Origin of the sequence: Pseudomonas wadenswilerensis (assembly GCF_900497695.1) — a bacterium.
Lineage (GTDB): Bacteria > Pseudomonadota > Gammaproteobacteria > Pseudomonadales > Pseudomonadaceae > Aquipseudomonas > Aquipseudomonas wadenswilerensis.
This window is the reverse complement of record NZ_UIDD01000013.1, coordinates 98,795-117,499: the sequence shown is the minus strand read 5'-3', so window position 1 is coordinate 117,499 and position 18,705 is coordinate 98,795. Positions and strand designations below refer to the sequence as shown.

Annotated in this window: 23 protein-coding genes and 2 pseudogenes; 13 read left to right on the top strand and 12 right to left on the bottom strand. The window is 58.6% G+C overall.

Translation table 11 applies throughout. From position 1 onward, the window contains the following. The first annotated feature begins 11 nt into the window (after positions 1–11). A complete protein-coding gene (locus CCOS864_RS27935) occupies positions 12–857 on the top strand; it encodes an IS3 family transposase (protein WP_115089623.1) in 846 nt (281 codons plus the stop codon). A gap of 538 nt (positions 858–1,395) precedes the next feature. Here the strand turns inward: CCOS864_RS27935 and CCOS864_RS27925 are convergent. Next, positions 1,396–2,295: a MerR family transcriptional regulator gene (locus CCOS864_RS27925; RefSeq protein ID WP_115089622.1), complete on the bottom strand. Its 900-nt coding sequence runs from the start codon at positions 2,293–2,295 to the stop codon at positions 1,396–1,398. A 156-nt stretch (positions 2,296–2,451) separates the two neighbouring features. Between CCOS864_RS27925 and CCOS864_RS27920 the strand changes: the two genes are divergently transcribed. The 7 genes from CCOS864_RS27920 to CCOS864_RS27890 all read left to right on the top strand — a co-directional run bounded on the left by CCOS864_RS27920 (position 2,452) and on the right by CCOS864_RS27890 (position 7,962). Next, positions 2,452–2,898 (top strand): PAS domain-containing protein, encoded by a 447-nt coding sequence (locus tag CCOS864_RS27920; protein WP_115089621.1) that lies wholly within the window; start codon positions 2,452–2,454, stop codon positions 2,896–2,898. Between the two features lie 108 nt (positions 2,899–3,006). After that, a complete protein-coding gene (locus tag CCOS864_RS27915; RefSeq protein ID WP_115089620.1) occupies positions 3,007–3,429 on the top strand; it encodes a nuclear transport factor 2 family protein in 423 nt (140 codons plus the stop codon). Next, complete coding sequence (locus CCOS864_RS27910) at positions 3,426–4,178, top strand: SDR family NAD(P)-dependent oxidoreductase (RefSeq protein WP_115089619.1); 753 nt, start codon at positions 3,426–3,428, stop codon at positions 4,176–4,178. The genes CCOS864_RS27915 and CCOS864_RS27910 overlap by 4 nt, the downstream gene beginning before the upstream one ends. Positions 4,179–4,183: 5 nt before the next feature. Next, on the top strand, positions 4,184–5,431 hold the full coding sequence (locus CCOS864_RS27905) for an NAD(P)/FAD-dependent oxidoreductase (protein ID WP_115089618.1): 1,248 nt from the start codon (positions 4,184–4,186) through the stop codon (positions 5,429–5,431). Next, on the top strand, positions 5,428–6,237 hold the full coding sequence (locus CCOS864_RS27900; RefSeq protein WP_115089617.1) for a DUF1365 domain-containing protein: 810 nt from the start codon (positions 5,428–5,430) through the stop codon (positions 6,235–6,237). Before CCOS864_RS27905 ends, CCOS864_RS27900 begins: the two co-directional genes overlap by 4 nt. Beyond that, a complete protein-coding gene (locus CCOS864_RS27895) occupies positions 6,212–7,471 on the top strand; it encodes an SAM-dependent methyltransferase (RefSeq protein ID WP_115089616.1) in 1,260 nt (419 codons plus the stop codon). Before CCOS864_RS27900 ends, CCOS864_RS27895 begins: the two co-directional genes overlap by 26 nt. A gap of 17 nt (positions 7,472–7,488) precedes the next feature. Beyond that, the gene (locus CCOS864_RS27890; protein WP_401293958.1) at positions 7,489–7,962 is read left to right on the top strand and encodes a DUF2878 domain-containing protein; all 474 of its coding nucleotides are present in this window, start codon (positions 7,489–7,491) and stop codon (positions 7,960–7,962) included. Here CCOS864_RS27890 and CCOS864_RS27885 read toward each other — a convergent pair. Genes CCOS864_RS27885 through CCOS864_RS27865 form a run of 5 tightly spaced genes read right to left on the bottom strand, consistent with a single transcriptional unit; the run spans position 7,903 to position 11,004 of the window. Further along, complete coding sequence (locus tag CCOS864_RS27885; RefSeq protein WP_115089615.1) at positions 7,903–8,082, bottom strand: DUF2256 domain-containing protein; 180 nt, start codon at positions 8,080–8,082, stop codon at positions 7,903–7,905. The genes CCOS864_RS27890 and CCOS864_RS27885 overlap by 60 nt on opposite strands. Further along, positions 8,079–9,593 (bottom strand): cryptochrome/photolyase family protein, encoded by a 1,515-nt coding sequence (locus tag CCOS864_RS27880; protein ID WP_236042856.1) that lies wholly within the window; start codon positions 9,591–9,593, stop codon positions 8,079–8,081. The genes CCOS864_RS27885 and CCOS864_RS27880 overlap by 4 nt, the downstream gene beginning before the upstream one ends. 20 nt (positions 9,594–9,613) lie before the next feature. Next, the gene (locus CCOS864_RS27875) at positions 9,614–9,919 is read right to left on the bottom strand and encodes a DUF6482 family protein (RefSeq protein WP_115089614.1); all 306 of its coding nucleotides are present in this window, start codon (positions 9,917–9,919) and stop codon (positions 9,614–9,616) included. Beyond that, positions 9,916–10,452, bottom strand: coding sequence for a DUF3833 domain-containing protein (locus CCOS864_RS27870; protein WP_115089613.1), 537 nt, complete (start codon positions 10,450–10,452; stop codon positions 9,916–9,918). The genes CCOS864_RS27875 and CCOS864_RS27870 overlap by 4 nt, the downstream gene beginning before the upstream one ends. Before the next feature lie 3 nt (positions 10,453–10,455). After that, positions 10,456–11,004 carry a chalcone isomerase family protein gene (locus CCOS864_RS27865; protein WP_115089612.1) on the bottom strand — a complete coding sequence of 183 codons (549 nt, stop codon included), beginning with the start codon at positions 11,002–11,004 and terminating at the stop codon, positions 10,456–10,458. 137 nt (positions 11,005–11,141) lie between these two features. Here CCOS864_RS27865 and CCOS864_RS27860 point away from each other — a divergent pair, with 137 nt between their 5' ends. After that, complete coding sequence (locus CCOS864_RS27860; RefSeq protein ID WP_115089611.1) at positions 11,142–11,912, top strand: SDR family NAD(P)-dependent oxidoreductase; 771 nt, start codon at positions 11,142–11,144, stop codon at positions 11,910–11,912. 184 nt (positions 11,913–12,096) lie between these two features. Here the strand turns inward: CCOS864_RS27860 and CCOS864_RS27855 are convergent, their stop codons facing one another. The 6 genes and pseudogenes from CCOS864_RS27855 to CCOS864_RS27830 form a co-directional block, all read right to left on the bottom strand. Beyond that, a complete protein-coding gene (locus tag CCOS864_RS27855; protein ID WP_115089610.1) occupies positions 12,097–12,828 on the bottom strand; it encodes an anti-sigma factor in 732 nt (243 codons plus the stop codon). Beyond that, positions 12,825–13,385, bottom strand: coding sequence for a sigma-70 family RNA polymerase sigma factor (locus CCOS864_RS27850; protein ID WP_115089628.1), 561 nt, complete (start codon positions 13,383–13,385; stop codon positions 12,825–12,827). The genes CCOS864_RS27855 and CCOS864_RS27850 overlap by 4 nt, the downstream gene beginning before the upstream one ends. Positions 13,386–13,495: 110 nt before the next feature. Beyond that, entirely contained in the window at positions 13,496–14,038 is a 543-nt protein-coding gene (locus tag CCOS864_RS27845) for a DUF3455 domain-containing protein (RefSeq protein ID WP_115089609.1), read from the bottom strand. 203 nt (positions 14,039–14,241) lie between these two features. Then, positions 14,242–14,379, bottom strand: a pseudogene (locus CCOS864_RS28895) (hypothetical protein); the annotation flags it as partial. A 129-nt stretch (positions 14,380–14,508) separates the two neighbouring features. Continuing rightward, positions 14,509–15,600, bottom strand: a complete 1,092-nt coding sequence (locus tag CCOS864_RS27835; protein WP_115089607.1) for a flavin-containing monooxygenase — start codon at positions 15,598–15,600, stop codon at positions 14,509–14,511. Between the two features lie 40 nt (positions 15,601–15,640). Beyond that, positions 15,641–15,979 (bottom strand): ArsR/SmtB family transcription factor, encoded by a 339-nt coding sequence (locus tag CCOS864_RS27830; protein ID WP_115089606.1) that lies wholly within the window; start codon positions 15,977–15,979, stop codon positions 15,641–15,643. A gap of 115 nt (positions 15,980–16,094) precedes the next feature. On the opposite strand from CCOS864_RS27830, the pseudogene CCOS864_RS28635 reads away from it, so the two are divergent. The 4 genes and pseudogenes from CCOS864_RS28635 to CCOS864_RS27810 form a co-directional block, all read left to right on the top strand. Beyond that, positions 16,095–16,277, top strand: a pseudogene (locus CCOS864_RS28635) (arsenate reductase/protein-tyrosine-phosphatase family protein); the annotation flags it as partial. Between the two features lie 128 nt (positions 16,278–16,405). Beyond that, positions 16,406–17,467 (top strand): ACR3 family arsenite efflux transporter, encoded by a 1,062-nt coding sequence (gene arsB / locus CCOS864_RS27820; RefSeq protein ID WP_075046325.1) that lies wholly within the window; start codon positions 16,406–16,408, stop codon positions 17,465–17,467. Positions 17,468–17,471: 4 nt separating this feature from the next. Further along, positions 17,472–18,188 (top strand): arsenical resistance protein ArsH, encoded by a 717-nt coding sequence (arsH, locus tag CCOS864_RS27815; RefSeq protein ID WP_115089605.1) that lies wholly within the window; start codon positions 17,472–17,474, stop codon positions 18,186–18,188. Between the two features lie 11 nt (positions 18,189–18,199). Beyond that, on the top strand, positions 18,200–18,703 hold the full coding sequence (locus CCOS864_RS27810) for a cyclin-dependent kinase inhibitor 3 family protein (protein WP_115089604.1): 504 nt from the start codon (positions 18,200–18,202) through the stop codon (positions 18,701–18,703). The last annotated feature ends 2 nt before the right edge of the window (positions 18,704–18,705 follow it).

The following is an 18,705-nucleotide window of genomic DNA, read 5'->3' as shown; positions in this document are numbered from 1 at the left end:
GATCGTTCTCGTTGATCAACGAACTGAGTGAGCAATTTGGTGTTTTCGACTGCTGTCGCGTCCTTGGAGTTCGGCGCAGCAGTTTCTACGCATGGCGAAAACGCCAGGGACGAAAGGATCCGGTCAGAGAGGATCTGCGTTCAACGATGGCCAGCCTTTTCAAGGCCTCTCGTAGCTCTGCTGGGTCGCGAACGCTGGTTCGGGAATTGCGTCGTGCTGGCCATAAAGCCGGGCGATACAAGGTACGTATGCTGATGAAGGAAGCCGGTCTGCAATGCAAGCAACGCAGGCCGCATCGTTACCGATCATCGGGCACAGAAGCATTGATCGCGAGTAACCAGCTCAAGCGAAACTTCAACGTCTCGACGGTCAACCAGGTGTGGTGCGGCGATGTCACCTACATCCAGGTAGGCAAGCGTTGGCTGTACTTGGCGGCTGTGATCGACTTGTATGCTCGCCGAGTGGTGGGCTGGGCTTTCTCAATGATCGCCGATGCCCGGCTTGCCTGCGAGGCGCTACGAATGGCGGCCGAATCTAGAGGTAGACCGGCTGGAGTGATGTTCCACTCGGATCAGGGCTGTCAGTACACCAGCCATAAATTCAGGGCTGCTCTTGAGGAGTACGGTCTGGAACAGAGCATGAGTCACCGAGGCCAGTGCTGGGATAACGCCGTCATGGAGCGCTTCTTCGGTGCATTGAAGTCTGAGTGGATACCAGCAGAGGGTTACGAAACCGAAGCGCAAGCACAGTTAGACATCCAGGCTTATCTGATGCGTTACAACCTTAAGCGTCTCCACAGCTACAACGGCTATGAAACCCCGGTAGCCATGGAGAAAAAGCTCAAGGTTGCGGCATGAACCTAAACCGGTGTCCAAAATCTGTTGACCAGTTCAGTTCCTGCCCATGACCTCCTACTCGCCTCGCCCTGCAGCCGGGGCCACTCTAACGCCCGCGGCAAAAAGTCGAGAACACTGAGCACGATGCCTCGCGCTCGACGGCCTGGGCCCCGGCGTCGTAGCTGGAGTTCCACCGGCCGCATGCGGCACTAATTGACGACGTGTCGGAGTTCACCGACTGAGTGCTGTACCTGGGATGGTGCAGGCTGCACAGGCATTGGGATATCAAGCCTCGCCGCACATTGTGGACTGCGCCGTCCTCGAAGTACCGGAGAACCAGGTACGCGTGGTCATGGTGCTGACGCGCGCCAAGGCACCGCTGATGCAGCAATTCTCGCAGATACCAGATCAATAGACCGAAGATGAGCGACTCTTTCCCCGCTCACACTACACTCCGACAATCCGCTATGTTCAACGCGCGAGCACTAAACAGTCGAACGGGTTGAAGAACATAGTCAGGCAACAGGCAGCGCAACGTCTAAGGCCCTTGAGCGGTCAGTCAAAGCTCCAAAGCGCCCCTGAGCAATGCATCCAGTTTCAAACTAGCTCCAACGTTTCGCTGATCCAGAAGCGCGATCGGAATATCGTGCAGAACTGCAATCGGGTCAGGCAACCCGTCCCCAATCAATGCAAGTGGACAGGCAATGTCCATCTGTAAGGAACATAGCTTCTTCGCCAGTGCCGTGTTTACGGGCCCCTGGAGTGCGAGCACAAGTGCTGCAGGCTGGAGGGTCGCGCACAACAATGGCAGTTCCTCGAGCGGCTGCCCACTGCCTAACACCTCGATACGCCACCGCTCACTACTGAGAAGTAAGCCGTTGCTCAGCAAATCCAGCTCAGCGCTTCCTTCAATGCCGGCCAGTAACACACTTGGGGCACCGAGTTGATTTAGTTGCAGACGTAGCAATAGGCGAGCTCGCAGAAAAGTATCGAGGAACAGCCATTGGCTACGCTGACCGAAAGCGCTGCCAGACAACAGACTGCGCCAGACCGGCATCAGCACATCGAGCAACACCGTAGCCTTGGGGTACAAGGTGAAAAGCTGACCATGAATGCCCTCGAGCGCCTGCCGGTCGAATGCTTTCGTCGCTCGTAGTACAGCAGCGCGCCAATGCTCAATGGAATCGGTCTGCGGCCCGGGCGGGCGGGCGACTTCGTCGTGCTGGCGTGCGAGCAACTCACCCACCTTGCTGATCGGCAAGCCACTACCGGTCCAGCGCAGTATGTCGCGTATGCGCTGTACATCCTGGGCCGTGTACAGGCGGTGCCCGCCTTCGGTGCGTTGGGGGCGAATCAAACCATGACGACGTTCCCAGGCGCGCAGGGTCACTGGATTTATGCCAGTCAAGTTGACGACATCGCGCATGGGCAGCAAATCGGTGGAGGTCGCTTCAGTCATCGCAAGTGATCATCAGGGCGGTTGCACATTCTAAACCCATACCAACCTTCTACGGCGATCGTTCTTCCATCATGATATCGACAACCGCACCTTAGCCTTCCAGCACAAAGGTCTACGCTGCGCATACCGAAAACGCTACTTGAGTGGGTGGGCCACATGATCGACGCAAAACTCTTGCAATTAATGGTCGAGAGCTCCAACGATGGCATCGTCGTCGCCGAGCAGGAAGGCGACGACAGCATCCTGATCTACACCAACCCTGCCTTCGAGCGCCTCACCGGCTACGCCACGGACGACATCCTCTATCAGGATTGCCGCTTCCTCCAGGGCCAGGACCACAACCAACCAGGTATCGCAGCCATCCGCGAGGCAATTCGCGAAGGGCGCCCGTGTTGCCAAGTGCTGCGCAACTATCGCAAGGATGGCAGCCTGTTCTGGAATGAGCTGTCTATCACCCCCGTACACAACGATGCCGATGAACTGACTTACTACATCGGCATCCAGCGTGATGTTACGGCACAGGTCTTCGCCGAAGAGCGGGTCCGCGAACTGGAGGCAGAGATAGTCGATTTGCGTCGACAACTCGCATCAGGCAACGGCTGACCTTGCAACAAATCTATACAGGGCCGTTGACTTGTATAGATTTAGACGTAAGCTCCTCTTATATCTGTACAGAATTTCACTGTTGTACAGGATTTTCGGGAGCCTTGCATGTCCACTTATCTGCAGTATTTCGCGGAGCGCTTCTCCAGCCTTGATGGGCGGAGCCTCGATAGCCTCGAAAAACTGTATAGCGATAACGTAACGTTCCGTGATCCGTTGCATCAGATCGATGGCCTGGCAGCGCTTCGTCGCTACCTCACCGAGCTTTACGCCAACGCACAGGACATTCGTTACGTTATCGCCGGCGCGGACGAAGTTCAGCCGGGCCAGGGCTACCTGCGCTGGACGCTAGAGTTCCGCCACCCCCGACTCGCCAATGGCAGGCTGATCAGTCTGCAGGGCTGCAGTTTTCTCAAGTGGCAAGAGCGTGTTCACTTCCACCAGGACTACTTTGACGCAGGTGCACTGCTTTACGAGCACGTACCAGTCATGGGCGGCGCTATCCGCTTGCTCAAGGGCCGGCTGGTATGAGCCGTTGCTGGCTGACGGGGGCAAGTAGCGGAATCGGCGCTGCCCTTGCCGTCCAATTGCTGGACCAAGGGCACCGGGTTGCCTTGGGTACACGTGATGCCAACCGCTTATTGCACTTGATGCAACGATATCCGGGGCAGGTATTGGCGGCCGTCGGCGATGTCGATTGCGCTGAGCAGGTCTCCAGGATCACCGCACAGATCGAGCACACCTGGGGGGCGCTGGACCTGGTCATCCTCAATGCCGGAACGTGCGAATACCTCGAACCAGGACTCTTCGACCCGGCACTGGTCGAACGTGTGGTGCGCACCAACCTGTTTGGTGTAAGCCACTGTATTGCAGCGGCCATCCCTTTGCTGCATCGCGGTGAGCGCCCGCACCTGGTCGTAATGGGCAGTGCGGTGACCTGGTTGTCGCTCCCTCGTGCCGGAGCCTATGGCGCCTCCAAGGCGGCCGTGCGCTACCTGGTGGAATCGCTTCGCTTCGACCTGATCAATGAAGGTATTGCCGTAACGCTGGTCAGCCCTGGATTCGTCGATACGCCGTTGACCCGTCGCAACGACTTCCCCATGCCTCAGTTGTGGACCACCGAGCGTGCCGCCGCACATATCACTGCACGCCTGCCGCGACGCCCGCTGGAAATTAACTTCCCCACTGCATTTACGCTGGGCCTGCGCGTGATCGGCGCCCTGCCGGTGCGCTGGCGACTGAAGCTTTGCCAGCGCCTGGTGCGTGCCCCAAAGGACTAAAACTCATGCGTATCGCCATCATCGGCACCGGCATCGCTGGACTAACCTGCAGCTACCTGCTGTCCCGCCGGCACGAGGTGACGGTATTTGAGGCCGCCGATTGGATCGGCGGCCATACCCATACAGTCGATGTGCAATGGCAAGGCCAGCGGTACGCGGTGGATACCGGGTTCATCGTGTTCAACGACTGGACCTACCCAAACTTCATCCGCTTGCTCGACCATCTAAAGGTTGCCTCGCAGCCCACGCAGATGAGCTTTTCAGTGCATGACCCACGTAGAGGTTTCGAATACAACGGCCATGGCTTGGACACGTTGTTCGCGCAGCGTCGTAACCTGGTGTCCCCCGGATTCTGGGGCATGCTGAAGGATATCCTGCGTTTTAACCGCGAGGTTCTGGCCGATCTGGACAACCAGCGCATTGATAGTGAAACGACCCTCGGTATCTACCTTAAGACACAGGGCTATGGGCAACGCTTCATCGACCATTACATCGTGCCCATGGGCTCGGCAATCTGGTCTATGTCACTTGCCGACATGCTCGCTTTTCCCTTGCAGTTCTTTGTGCGCTTCTGCCGAAATCACGGCCTGTTATCGGTGAGCCACCGTCCGCAGTGGCGGGTGATCGAGGGCGGCTCACGCAGCTATGTGGCGCCGTTGTGCCGGCCCTTTGCCGAGCGCATCCGCTTGAACTGTCCGGTCAAGCGGGTCGAGCGTGACGAAGGCGGCGTAACCCTCTTCAGCGCGGCGGGCATGGAGCGTTTCGACAGCATTGTGTTTGCCTGCCATAGCGACCAGGCCCTGGCCCTGCTGGGAAGACCCAGCGTGGCCGAACGCTCGGTGTTGAGCGCCATCACCTATGCCAGCAATGACGTAGTGCTTCACACCGACACCCGACTGCTGCCGCGCCGGCGCAAGGCCTGGGCCAGTTGGAACTACCGCCTGGGCGGCGAGGAACAGGCCCCCGCGGCTCTGACCTACAACATGAGCATCCTTCAAGCAATCGAAGCGCCGGTAACGTTCTGCGTGAGCCTCAATCAGACCGCGCTGGTGGATCCCGCGCAGATTCTGGCCCGCTTCAAATACGCCCACCCCCAATACAGCCTCGCAGCATTGATAGCCCAGGCCCGCCACGGCGAACTACAGGGCAGGCAAAACAGTTACTACTGCGGAGCCTACTGGGGCAATGGCTTTCACGAGGACGGGGTGCTCAGCGCACTTAAAGTGGCCGAGCACTTTGGAGAGCGCCTGTGAACAGCAGTTTGTGCCAGGGCTGGGTCAGCCACCGCCGGATGGCCCCGCACCACCATGCATTCCGCTACCGGATCGGCTTGTTCTACCTGGATCTGGATGAGCAGGCCTGGCTAACAGGTCTCTCTCCCTGGCTGGGCCGGTCGCGGTTTGCGCCCCTGAGCTGGCGCGAAACCGATTACCTGCCGGGGCTGACCCGTGATGGAGAATCATTGGCGCAGGCCGCGCGTCTATTAGTGGAGCAAGCCACCGGACAGCGCCCCGAAGGTGCCGTGCAATTGCTCGCCCAACCACGCTGCTGGGGGCTGTCGTTCAACCCTGTGAGCTTCTATTTTTGCCATGACGTTGACGGGCACCTGGCAGCAATCCTGCTGGAGGTGCGTAACACACCTTGGCGCGAACGCTTTCACTACGTGCTGCCGGTACAGGAGGGTCAGGGACGCTCATTCGCCATGGCCAAAGCGTTCCACGTCTCGCCGTTCATGCCGCTGGATATGGATTATCGCCTGCATTTCTTCCTCGATGAGCAACGCGTGCGCATCCATATGGAGAACTGGCGTGCGGGGCACAAAGTGTTCGAGGCCGATCTAGCATTGCAACGCCAGCCGCTCAATCGCGCCACCTTGCATCGGCACATTTTGGCTTTTCCGTGGATGAGCCTACGCACCGTTTCATCCATCTATTGGCAAGCCTTGCGCCTCTTGCTCAAGCGCACCCCCATTCACGACCACACTGCCGGCCAGGGCAACCTAGTGCTCGGTAAACCTTGCAAGGACCCCGATCATGTCCAATCCCACTCTGAGCGTTAGCAAGTCAACAGGCATCACCCCATTCCTGGGCGGCCTCACCCGAAACACCGTGCTCGCTCAGTTACGGCGGTTGAGCCAAGGACATCTACGCGTGCTCAGCAAGGGTCAGCAGTGGAGCTTCGGCGACCCGGCGAGTCAGTTGCAAGCCGAGGTGGAGATCCTCGAAGACGCGACCTGGAACCTGATCGCCGGTAATGGCTCGATTGGTGCTGGGGAAGCGTATATCCACGGCTATTGGCGCAGTCCTGACCTAGCGGCTGTGACCCGTCTGTTCGTTGCCAACCTCGATGTCCTCGACGCCATGGAGGCAGGCCTGTCTCGACTCGGGCGCCCGGTCCTGCGCTTGCTGCACCGGCTCAACCGGAACAGCCGACGAGGCGCTCGACGCAACATTCTCGCCCATTACGACATGGGCAACGCCCTGTTCGAGCGTTTGCTCGACCCGACTATGATGTACTCCGCCGCACAGTTCGACAGTGCCGAACAGACCCTTGAAGCGGCCCAGCTGAACAAGCTGGAACGCATCTGCCAGAAGCTTGAGCTCAAACCCCACGAGCATCTTCTGGAGATTGGCAGCGGCTGGGGCAGCCTGGCCATCCATGCCGCTACCCGCCACGGCTGCCGCGTTACCACCACGACACTCTCCGACGCGCAGTACGCTTATACGTGCCAACGTGTGAAGGCGCTGGGCCTGGAGCAACGTATTACGGTGTTGCGCGAGGATTACCGTGATCTGCGCGGACGTTTCGATAAACTGGTATCGATCGAGATGATCGAGGCCGTCGGACACCGCTATCTACCCACCTATTTTCGCCAGTGTGAGTCGTTGCTCAAAGACGATGGCCTGATGCTGTTACAGGCCATCACCATTCGCGACCAGCGCTATGCACTGGCCCGCCGCTCGGTGGACTTCATCCAACGTTACATCTTCCCCGGAGGCGCGCTACCTTCGCTGAGCGTGATGCTCGAAACCGCTAGCCGCCAGACCGCGCTGAACCTGGTACACCTCGAAGACTTCGGTCTGGACTACGCGCGTACCCTACGTCATTGGCATGACAACTTGCGTCAAGCGCGGACGGTGCTGACGGAACTGGGCTACGACGACTCCTTCCAGCGCTTGTGGGAGTTCTACCTGTGCTACTGCCAAGGCGGCTTTGAAGAGCGCGCGATCGGCGTGGCGCAGTTACTGTGGGCTACGCCGCGGGCTCGCCGGGCGCCATTGCCGGGCACGTAAAATTGGGCCGCGGGTGGATGATCGGCAATGCCCTTTGGCTTCAGGTCGGCTGGTGGGCATGCGTCTTGGGTGCACACGTTCAATGGCTTCTGCTCATTGTGCCGATCGGACTAGCTTTACACCTGCGCCTTTGTCAGGAGCGTAGCGCCGAAGTGCGTGCGCTTTTGCGCGTGGCACTTGCAGGGTGCTTGCTGGACACTCTGTTGGGCTCTGTGGGGGTGTTCAGCTTTGACCAGCGGCCCTTGCCTGTGTGGCTGGCATTACTGTGGCTGGTGTTAGCCAGCGGCTTGCGCCATAGCCTGGCTTGGACAGGACGCCCCTACTGGCGGGCGGCTCTGGTGGGCATGTTCAGTGGCCCGCTGGCATATCTGGCCGGTGCCAGGCTCACAGGTGTTGATCTGCCGATGGGGCACGTCGGCACAGGCCTGCTGCTAGCGCCGATCTGGGCGCTGGTCTTGCCCCTCGCCGTGCGGGTCGCGTCGTGGCGCTGAGCGGCGACAGCGCTCAGAACAGTAGCGAACGTGCTCCCAGCAGCGTGCCCAACGCTTGCGCCAGGTGAACGGCAAGCCACACACGACGCAGAACTTGCTCGGCAACAATCGCTTGTTCATATCGACTCCCCCGCATCCAGGTGTGCCAACAGCCTCTGGCCACGTAGCCACACCGCATCGCGCCGGGTCGACGACATGCCATCCAGACTGCGATAGACCAATGCCAGTCGAGGGTTTTTCGACAGTAACTGGCGATGACGGATGAGGAAATGCCAATAGAGTGCATTAAACGGACAAGCGTCCTCCTCCACGGCGTGTTCGACTTTGTAGCTGCAAGATTTGCAATGGTCGGACATGCGCTGAATATAACGGCCGCTGGCGCAATAGGGCTTCGAGCCAAGGTAACCACCATCTGCATGCATCACCATGCCCAGTGTATTGGGCAGCTCGACCCAGTCGAAGGCATCCATGTACACGGCCAGGTACCATTCGCATATCGCGGGCGGCGCGATGCCGGCCAGTAACGCGAAATTACCGGTGACCATCAGTCGCTGGATATGATGCGCGTAGCCCAACTCCAGGGTCTGATCAATCACCTGGGCCATGCAGCGCATGCGGGTCTGCCCCGTCCAATAAAATTCGGGCAGCGATCGGTCGTTGCCCAAGTAATTCAGCGCCGCGTATTCGGGCATGCGTAGCCAGTAGATACCCCGCACAAACTCGCGCCAACCGATCAACTGGCGGATAAAGCCTTCGGCGGCGTTGAGCGGTACCCTCCCCTCGCGCCAGGCTCGGTCGACATCGTCACACAGCCGGCGCACATCCAGCAGGCCGATATTCAGTGCTGCACTGATGCGTGCATGAAAAAGGTATGGTTCGCCCTCAGCCATCGCATCCTGATAGTCACCGAAGGCCGCAAGACTGAACTCAAGAAAGTGCTCCCAGAGCTGCTGTGCTTGGTCATGAGTGACCGGGTAGTCAAAGGTATCGACTGCACCATAATGGTCGGCAAAACGCTCACGTACTAATGTCACCACCGCCGCTGTGATCGCATCATGAGCAAATTGTGCGGGAATTGGCCCGCGCAGACCACGCGGCAGTGGCTTACGGTTGTCGCCATCAAAATTCCAGGCACCTCCGGCAGGGCTTCCTTCAGGTTCCAGCAGCAGGCCACAACGCTTGCGCATTCCCCGATAGAAGTGCTCCATTCGCAAGTGCTTGCGGCCAGCGGACCAACGCGCGAAGGCTTCGCGCGAACATAGAAAGCGGGTGTCACGATGCCACACAAGCGGCAACCCGGCATCACGTAACGCCTGTTCTAGCCGCCACTCGCCACATTCGGTTACATGCACCTCGTCTGCATGCAGTAACGCCTGCCACCGCTGTAGCTCCCCGGCGATACTACCGCTGTTGCCCGGCGTATCCAGTTGCTGGTAGTGCACATTCCAGCCTCGCTCGCGCAGGGCCTGAGCGAAATGGCGCATTGCGCTGAGTATCAGCACAATCTTCTGCGGATGATGCGGCACATAGCGTGCTTCACCCTCGACCTCAGCCATCAGCAGAACGTCGCGTGCCGGGTCCAGGGCGCGCAGCACCGCCAGGTCAAAAGACAGCTGATCGCCCAGCACCAAACCCAGGCGCCTCCCCTGCGCTACCACTGGCTGGTTAGCGTAAACGGCACCCGCAGCGGGGCAACAGGACCGCCGCGCTGGCCGCATATTTCCTCGTGCACCAAATACTGCACCAGCATGCACGGCACTGGAGGCACATCGGCCAGAAATTGCCGCAGCTCGGTGGTCGAGCGCAGGCGAAAAACTTCGCCGTTCGCGTCGCACAAGGAATAGGGCCCAGTGTCGGTCAACACGCGCAACACGTTAAAGCCCCCTTCAAGTAACAGAACTTCAAGCTCATTGATATCGCGAGCGCTCGCCGACTTGATCAGCTGCTTCAGGTTCATGGTGTGCCCTCCGGCAAGCGGCGGAAGAACAAGGTTATCTGCCCAATCTCCACACCGAGTTTGCTCATGCTCGAGCGGTTTAGGAGGGTGTCATCGTCCATCAGGTACATCCAGTCATCCAGGTCCACCTCCCAGTTCCGCCCATCAACAGGCAGGTCCAGGCGGTAGCGCCAGCGCAACGTATTACCCGCTACTTCACCGATGGCCTCGCCAATCACGTCACCAGCGGTGCCGCGCCAGCGACTGGGGCCGTCCGGGGTTAGGGTCCAGGTTCTCTGCTGGCGCGTACCGTCGCTGTACAGAAAATGCTCGTCGAGGATCAGTCGTTCGCCCTCGCGGCGGCTGTCGATACGCACATGGAAGCGCTTGACTACCTCCCCCGAGCGCTTTTGGAACATGCCCCAGGCCTGCACCGGCCGCGAGAAAAACTCCACCAGGTTGAGGCGTGGATGCTCCCCAGCGTAGCGCTCAACGCCGACGTTTCCGCAACTACCTAGTAGCAAGCAGCCGATCAACAGAAGCACTTTGTACATATTTCAGTCTCCTCGGTCGCTCCCGGCCAGCCCGAGCAGGCGCTGGCGCAATTGTGGATCACGGGCCCGCGGATCAACCCAAATGGCGAAGAAAGCACGGGCGAAGGCCGGGTCGGTCACTTCAAGGCTGAGTTGGCCATCGACATAGAATCGGCAACCTTGCCCCGGTAGGTACAGACCGGTGATGCGCATGCCCGGGCGCACATCCACAAACGCTTCCTGCATCGCTTTTGACCATCGCTTCACGGTTTCCCTCGCCATTGGACGGTCAGCTAGGCGCTGCATTTCATCAATGCTGGCCTGCACCAACGTTTCCCGGGTCAATGCCCGGTGGTAGATCAGCTCGAGGGCGAACGGCTCATTCCAGCTCCATGCAGCACCGGCGCTCCACAGGCGGGCGGTGTAAAGACGCAGGCCGAACCAGGTGAATTCGCCGCTGCCGACCACGCGCGCCTCTGAAAGCGAAGGCCTCCAGTCTGACAATGCAGGCTGTGTGATCGTCATAAGAAAGGCCAAGGCGAATAGGCTGAGTGCTGAGGTTCTGCTTGCCATGTGCGGGACACCGGGAAGAGAAAATACTGTACAAGTATATTTTAATGTACAGTTTTGAGTACAAATATCGAAGGTGATGATCAATTTCGTATGACCCGGGGGTTAATACCGCGGCAACATCTTGCCGGGAGAGCAATATGACGCTGATCACCAATCTAGCTGTGGCAGCAAACACTCTTGTCTGCGGCGCCAGCGAAGGCATCGGTCTTGCGCTTTGCTCACAATTGCTAGCGCGTGATGACGTTAGGCAGGTGTTTGCTGTCTCGCGTCAGGCTAACCACAGCGCGGGTCTGGAGGCGTTGGCCCGGCAACATGGCCGGCGTTTGATACGCATCAATTGCGACGCCCGCTACGAAAAGTCGCTGGAGAAACTGACTCGTCATATCGGCGCAACTTGCGAGTGTTTGCATCTAGTGATCAGCACACTGGGCGTGCTGCACGACGCTCCAGCACGGGCGGAAAAAAAACTTGCGCAGTTAGACTTAGCAAGCCTGCAGGCCAGTTTCGTCACCAACAGCTTTGCCCCCATCTTACTGCTTAAACACCTCTTCCCGCTGCTGCTGCATCAGCCTACGACCTTCGCCGCGCTTTCGGCGAGAGTCGGCTCAATCAGCGACAACCGTCTGGGTGGCTGGTACAGCTACCGGGCCAGCAAGGCGGCGCTCAACCAACTGTTGCGCACCGCCAGTATCGAACTGAAGCGGCTGAACCCCGCGTCGACGGTGCTGGCGCTACACCCCGGCACGACGGCTACCCGCCTTTCTCAACCGTTCCAGGCCAATGTACCGCCAGACAAACTGTTCGCGCCTGCGTTTGCCGCGCAGTGCATCCTCGAACTAATCGCTCGGCACGGGCCAGCTCACAGCGGCACTTTCTGGGCATGGGACCATCAGCCGGTCGCCTGGTGAACCTCCCTGCCTTTGTCACAGCAGAAAGCGTTGCATGAAACCTACCAGCATCCAGTTTGCCAACAGGGCCTGAAATTAGAGTAGGAGCGCGATTTAGGTTGCAGTTATGACTATCAATCTCGCTCTAACGTTTCATCCAGCTTGGACCCGGAGCAGACAACTACAACCAAGCCTGGAGGGACCATCAGATTACTTTCACGGCACGGCCGATGAATTGCACCGGTCCTGTGGGTTTGCCAGTCTTCGATCCAGTGGGACTTTCCAGCGTCAGTTCAAAGAGCTGGTTGGGCTCCAGCGGTGGCAGTTTATCTAGAGGGACAGAAAGTGTTTGTCCAGGTGTGACCAATCCAAGAGATACCGGTCCTTGCCAGTCGTCGGCTTTGGTCCAGAACTCAAGTGCTTTGTCGGCAGGGACTTGCGTGCCCCCCAAAGGTATCAGTTGGATTTCCCGTGGACTGCTCGCCTGAATCACCCAGCCGGGCGTCTGATTTTGTGGCGCCACCAGAACGACCAGGTAGGTGATCGGTTTCATCTGAGCGGTTTGGGTCAGGAGTGCGGTTGCGAGCAACAGCGATGCGACAAGACCTGTCGCCGCCAGCCCACGCCATAGTGCAAGACGGTTCCACCATGAGTTCGGCTGTGCGGCGGCCGTTGCTCGTGGTGCTTGTCGCTCAATGCTGTTCACGCTGCGCTCGATACGCTCCCAGAGGCGTGGCGTAGGCGATTGCGCTTCAACCAGTTCAGTCAACGGGTATAAGCGCTGCTCCCAAGCATCTACAGCGGATCGTAGTTCAGTGTCTTGGGCCAGACGCTTTTGTACTTCGATGCGCTGCTCGGCCTGCAGCGTGCCCAGAACATACTCACTGGCCAGCGCGTCGATGTCGTCCGGGCTTTCATCTTGAGGGGTCTCGGTCATCCCATGCACTCCCGCAATGCCACCAGACTGCGTTTGATCCAGGCTTTGACCGTCCCCAGTGGTGTACCCAGTTTCTGTGCGATTTGTGCATGCGAATAGCCGTCGACATACGCATGAAGTATGCAGGTGCGCTGCGCCGGCTCCAGTTGCTCAAGGCAGGTATAAATGCGCCCTGAATGGCCGTGATAATCGAAGGTTTGCGCAGTCTCTAGCGATGCCTCCATGGAGGCTGAAGCGTGCAACGCCGTTTCGCTCTGCTCACTGACCTGTACTTCCCTGGCGCCATTACGCATGAAATTAAGCGCCAGGTGCCGCGTCACGCTGAAAATCCAGCCACGTGCTGAGCCTCTTGCCGGGTTGAAACTGGCGGCACGGGTCCAGATCCTGATAAAGGCATCGTGCACGATGTCTTCGGCCAGAACGTTGTCACGCGCAATGCGCCTGGCGACACCCAAAAGCCGAGGACTTTCCTGCTCATATAAATCCCGTAGTGCCTGCTGGTCGCCTCTGGCGCAGGCAATCAGGCAGGATTCATAGTCAAAACCGGGCTCGGGCAAGGACAATTTTTCCGCCGTCAGCAAGGGGTAGCCCCCAGCCGTATAGCTGGAGTTCGATCAGAGCAGCGTAGACGACTTTGTGCGCTGTCAGGCTGCTCTGAATCGCTGGCTTAATTGGCTGTCCAGAAAATATAGTCAGCCTGATATTTGACCATCTCTTGTTTGCCCTTGTTTGCGGCGGAGCATTCGCTACTGGGGGCTACGCCGCCTTTGACGGCCACCCGCTGGATATAGCTGACACCGTTCATCGCGCCTTTGCCTTCAGCTGGGTTGGCCTTGACCAACTGATAAGGGAGGTCACCGGTGCTTGAAGGGGCAACAGACAGTTGCGTCCCGGTGACTTTGGAGCCGTCATTGGCTTGCCAGGTGGCAGGCGGTCCAAAGTAGGTGCCGATCTGTTTGCCGCTACGATCATTGAGCACCGCCTTGGGCCCGACAAACACCCATTCGGTCTGGCCGGCGGCGTTGGCTTTGTCGCGGCATTCATAAGTGATTTCGCCCACGCCTACGGCTTCCAGTACGGTCTTGTGGCCGTCCGGAACCTTGATGCTGTCGGGCAGATTTGCCTGTCCATAGGCCGCAGGGATCATGAGTGACAAACAGGTGACAGCGAGCGTAGTACTGGTCATGCAGAGGAATCGTATGGCGTTCATGTAAGCCTCTCCAGAAGGATAATCAGCTCAGCAGCGCGATGGCTACTACCTGTACTACCCGCTGGAGGTCGATCTGGATGCAGTTACATTAGAAATATCAGTACAACTAACGCCGTAGAGCAAGTCCTTGATCGCTTGCCGGTGTGAGTGTCAGCTCTTGGATTGGGGGCAGCAGATTCTGACCGGATACAGGATCGCGTGGTCTTCACGTTTGCCCTCTCCAGTACCCCAATTTCCCGCTGCTGCAAAGCGGGCTTGAATATCTTGCCCACGGCAGTCAGTGGCAACGCTTCGAGGAATTCAATTCGTTTGGGAACTGCTGCCCGCTCGCTGATGTTGACCCAGACACCGCCAGCAATCAAAGCGCCGGCTTTAAGCAGGTCCCGCCGGCCAAACCGGGTTGAGGTGTACGACATGGCGGCAGCTCTAGGGGCACGTTGCAATACGTCTCGCCGTCGCCCAGCCAGAGTTCAGATCTGGCGGGGCGACGCTGACAGGTGAGGCGAGCGGCCCTTGCTCAGGTGACTAAGCAATCGGGGCATCAGGTAACTGGCGTCTGCACCCACGCCCCTGAGTGTTGCCGAAGCGAAGTTCCTTTGTTTAGGCAAGCCCACGAAGTACAGGCCTGGCACCTGGCTGGCCACACCGTTATGCTGCAGCACACGCCCACTCCGGTCTGCGACCGGGAGGCCCGTCAGGAAATCTAGGTTTGGCTGGAAGCCCGTCGCAAAAATCAGCGCATCGACCTGAGTAGTGCTTCTGTCCGGCCAGACAACAGAATCGGGTAGCACTTGCTGGAACATGGCCCTGCGCTGGAATAGACCGGCGTTGAGAGCCTTCCGGTACTTACCGGTATCGAGCACGGGCGTGCTCTGGTCACTCAACCATCGTGTTTGCTCCAGCTTGGTGAATTTCAGCCAGGTATGAAAATCGAGTCCGAGGATTCGCTGCGGGAAGAAACGGATTTTCTCGCGGGTTGCCAGCACTACCTCGGCGACGCCTGCAAGCTCATAAGCGATCTGGACAGCTGAGTTCGCGGCTCCAACCACTACGACGCGCTGGCCAGTAAAGGGCTCTGGCGTTCGATATGCTGAGCTATGCAGACATGTCCCTGAGAAGCCCTCTAACCCAGGAACGCTGGGCGTGAACGGCCGGCTAAATCCTCCCGATGCTACGACCACAGAACGTGCGGTGAGGATCGCTCCGGTGTCGCAGCGAACCTCAAACACCTTTTCCTTCTGCGCTACGCCCACCACTCGGATGCCGCCCTGAAAAGGCAGTCGAAACTCGGCAGCATAGGCTTCCAGGTACTGCACCACCTCGTCTCGTAGCGGATAGCTCTTGGGGTCACCAGGAAACGGCAGCCCTGGCAACGCCGAGTATTCCGCCGGGGAGAACAGCTGCAGGCTGTCGTAGTAGTTCCGCCAGTTCCCGCCAGGAGATGCCTGCTCATCCAAGATGAGGAATTCCAAGCCGCGCTGCTGCAAGTGCCAGCCAGTCGCCAAACCTGCTTGCCCACCACCGATGACAACCACATCCAAAGTACGACTCAATTCATTCATATGTGCACACTCATGCATATATCAGGAGAAAAAAGCCACGCTACGGGCAGCACAGCGAAACCAGACCCTTGGTTCGCTGGAGGAGGCCCTCCAAACGCTCGACGATCGCCCCGCCATTCACTTCATAGAAAACCTGTCTGCCCACTTTGGTGGCTTTCACGATGTGAGCGTCGTGCAGCACCTGTAAGTGCCTTGAGATCACAGAGCGCTCCTGCGGCAAAGCTTTGGCGATTTCGCCGACATCCGCCCTCCCTAACTGAAGCACGCGCTTGAACACCGCGACCCTAGAGGGTTCGCAGAGGGCTTTGAAGAAGGCTTCATCCAGCGACTCAATGGCAGCATCGATGGCTTGGGCGCGGAGATTGTCAGGAGTCGTCATGAGAGCAATATATGTGCATGAAGACGCACATGTAAAGCCACCCATCATCGCAAGCTTGCGATACATTTGGAAAATCGTATATTTGGAAAACCATATACACGCAGAGTATCTAGTGATGACTGGCAAGATCCGCGTCCTGTTTGTTTGCACCGCCAACGCTGCTCGCTCCCAACTCGCCGAAGCATTGCTCCGACACACAGACCCTGTGCGCTTCGAGGCTTTCAGCGCAGGTACTCAGCCTGGCGAAGTCGACCCGCGAACCTATGCCGCCCTTGAGCACCTCGCCATCGACTCGACGCCACGCTTGAACACATCAAGCGCCGCATTACGGCATTTCTCGCATTGCCTTTCGAACAACTGGATGCCGCCCAGCTCAAGGCCGAGCTGGCACGCATCGGAACGCTCTGACGTTAAGGGAGATTCACCATGAGCAAGAGCCGCCTTTCATTCCTCGATCGCTACCTAACGGTCTGGATCTTTTTGGCCATGGGCCTTGGCATTGGCCTCGGCAGTCTCTTCCAGGGACTGCCTGCATGGCTGAACAGCCTGTCGGTTGGCTCGACAAACATCCCCATTGCCATTGGCCTGATCGTCATGATGTACCCGCCATTGGCGAAGGTGAAATACGAGGAGCTACCACAGGTCTTCAAAGACAAGCGCATCCTCGCCTTGTCGCTGATTCAGAATTGGGTGATTGGCCCGGTGCTGATGTTCGGGTTGGCTGTCGTATTCCTCTCCGACAAGCCCGAGTACATGACCGGCCTAATCCTCATCGGCTTGGCACGCTGCATCGCCATGGTGCTGGTGTGGAACCAGATTGCAGGCGGCAACAACCAGTACGTTGCGGGCTTGGTCGCCTTCAACAGCATCTTCCAAATTCTGTTCTTCAGCGTGTATGCCTGGATCTTCCTGGGCCTTCTGCCGCCGCTGTTCGGGCTGGAAGGTAGCATCATCGAAACCAGCTTCATCGAAATTGCCCAATCGGTACTGATCTATCTGGGTATCCCATTCCTGGCTGGCTTCCTGACCCGCAAGATCCTGATCAGCCGTAAGGGCTCCGCGTGGTACGAGGAGCGCTTCATTCCGAAGATCAGCCCGCTGACGCTCGTGGCGTTGCTGCTGACCATCGTCGCTATGTTCAGCCTGAAAGGCGACATGGTGCTGCAACTGCCTCTGGATGTGCTGCGCATAGCCATCCCGCTAACCATCTACTTCGTGGTGATGTTCTTCATCAGCTTCTGGATGGGCAAGCTGCTGGAGGCCGACTACCCACGCACCACCGCGCTGGCATTTACCGCTGCCAGTAACAACTTCGAACTGGCCATTGCCGTGGCCATTGCCACTTTTGGCCTTGCCTCGCCGGTAGCATTTGCCACCGTCATCGGGCCTTTGGTGGAAGTACCGGTACTGATCTCCCTGGTCGGCGTTGCCTTGTGGCTCAAGCGTCGCTGGTTCGATCAGCCATCTGGTGCCTTGTCCCAGGAGTGAAATCATGACCGAACACCATATCCCCAACATCGACAGTGATCTGATCGATCTGCCGTCTTCCGAAAAGCTGGCTATCGAGCAGCAGTCCACTCACAAACCGCGCATCCTGCTGCTGTATGGATCGACCCGAGAGCGCTCTTTCAGCCGCCTTCTGACCGAGGAAGCAGCCCGCCTGCTGGAGCACTTCGGTGCCGAGACGCGGATCTTCAATCCGTCGGGCCTGCCGCTGCCGGATGACGTACCCGACGACCACCCCATGGTCAAAGAGCTGCGCGACCTGGTGCTCTGGTCGGAAGGCATGGTCTGGTGTTCACCAGAACGCCACGGTGCGATGACCGGCGTGTTCAAGTCGCAGATCAACTGGATTCCGCTGAGCATGGGTGCAGTGCGGCCGACGCAGGGCAAAACCCTCCCGGTGATGCAGGTCTGCGGTGGCTCGCAGTCATTCAACGTGGTCAACCAACTACGCGTGCTTGGCCGCTGGATGCGCATGTTCACCATCCCTAACCAGTCGTCAGTGCCGAAGGCCTATCTGGAGTTCGACGAGACGGGCCGCATGAAGCCCTCTGCGTACTACGACCGTGTCGTCGACGTGATGGAGGAGCTGGTGAAATTCACCCTGCTTCTGCGTGATCGCGCCGACTATATGGTCGATCGCTACTCCGAACGCAAAGAGTCGGCTGAAGAACTATCGAAGCGCGTCAATCAACGCTCCATCTGAGGCTTTTGAGCATGCAACTGCACCCGTATTCCGTGCTGACTACTCCACAGTTGATCGGCCAACTGATCTTCACCCCGTGCCCTGGTACCAAGGACACGCCGGTCTCCCAGGCTCTGGCAACACTGCGCGATGCCGGCGCGAGCGCACTGGTAACCCTGATGCCGGATGAAGAGCTGTTGCAGAACGAGGTCGATCTACTGCCTGAGGAATGCCAGCTGCTGGGCCTTGAATGGTTCCACCTGCCGGTGGAGGATGATCAGGCTCCCGGCGAGCCCTTTGCTGCCGCCTGGGAAACCCATCGGGAGCGCCTAAAAGAGCTGGTGATGGCTGGCAAATCGATCGCTATTCACTGCAAGGGTGGCTCGGGCCGTACCGGCTTGTTCGCAGCCCGCCTGATGATCGAGTGCGGTATCCCTGTGCACGAGGCCATCGCTCAGGTTCAGGCCCTGCGCCCGCGAGCGATTCAAAACCCTGCACACGTCAGCTACATCAATCAGTTCACCAGTACCCTCTGACC

Coding starts and splice junctions, on each gene's coding strand:
- CCOS864_RS27915 (WP_115089620.1), top strand. CDS start 3,007: ATGTCCACTTATCTGCAGTATTTCGCGGAGCGCTTCTCCAGCCTTGAT.
- CCOS864_RS27920 (WP_115089621.1), top strand. CDS start 2,452: ATGATCGACGCAAAACTCTTGCAATTAATGGTCGAGAGCTCCAACGAT.
- CCOS864_RS27890 (WP_401293958.1), top strand. CDS start 7,489: ATGATCGGCAATGCCCTTTGGCTTCAGGTCGGCTGGTGGGCATGCGTC.
- CCOS864_RS27830 (WP_115089606.1), bottom strand. CDS start 15,979: ATGACGACTCCTGACAATCTCCGCGCCCAAGCCATCGATGCTGCCATT.
- CCOS864_RS27845 (WP_115089609.1), bottom strand. CDS start 14,038: ATGAACGCCATACGATTCCTCTGCATGACCAGTACTACGCTCGCTGTC.
- CCOS864_RS27810 (WP_115089604.1), top strand. CDS start 18,200: ATGCAACTGCACCCGTATTCCGTGCTGACTACTCCACAGTTGATCGGC.
- arsH (WP_115089605.1), top strand. CDS start 17,472: ATGACCGAACACCATATCCCCAACATCGACAGTGATCTGATCGATCTG.
- CCOS864_RS27865 (WP_115089612.1), bottom strand. CDS start 11,004: ATGGCAAGCAGAACCTCAGCACTCAGCCTATTCGCCTTGGCCTTTCTT.
- CCOS864_RS27870 (WP_115089613.1), bottom strand. CDS start 10,452: ATGTACAAAGTGCTTCTGTTGATCGGCTGCTTGCTACTAGGTAGTTGC.
- CCOS864_RS27885 (WP_115089615.1), bottom strand. CDS start 8,082: ATGAACAAGCGATTGTTGCCGAGCAAGTTCTGCGTCGTGTGTGGCTTG.
- arsB (WP_075046325.1), top strand. CDS start 16,406: ATGAGCAAGAGCCGCCTTTCATTCCTCGATCGCTACCTAACGGTCTGG.
- CCOS864_RS27910 (WP_115089619.1), top strand. CDS start 3,426: ATGAGCCGTTGCTGGCTGACGGGGGCAAGTAGCGGAATCGGCGCTGCC.
- CCOS864_RS27925 (WP_115089622.1), bottom strand. CDS start 2,295: ATGACTGAAGCGACCTCCACCGATTTGCTGCCCATGCGCGATGTCGTC.
- CCOS864_RS27905 (WP_115089618.1), top strand. CDS start 4,184: ATGCGTATCGCCATCATCGGCACCGGCATCGCTGGACTAACCTGCAGC.
- CCOS864_RS27835 (WP_115089607.1), bottom strand. CDS start 15,600: ATGAATGAATTGAGTCGTACTTTGGATGTGGTTGTCATCGGTGGTGGG.
- CCOS864_RS27895 (WP_115089616.1), top strand. CDS start 6,212: ATGTCCAATCCCACTCTGAGCGTTAGCAAGTCAACAGGCATCACCCCA.
- CCOS864_RS27860 (WP_115089611.1), top strand. CDS start 11,142: ATGACGCTGATCACCAATCTAGCTGTGGCAGCAAACACTCTTGTCTGC.
- CCOS864_RS27855 (WP_115089610.1), bottom strand. CDS start 12,828: ATGACCGAGACCCCTCAAGATGAAAGCCCGGACGACATCGACGCGCTG.
- CCOS864_RS27875 (WP_115089614.1), bottom strand. CDS start 9,919: ATGAACCTGAAGCAGCTGATCAAGTCGGCGAGCGCTCGCGATATCAAT.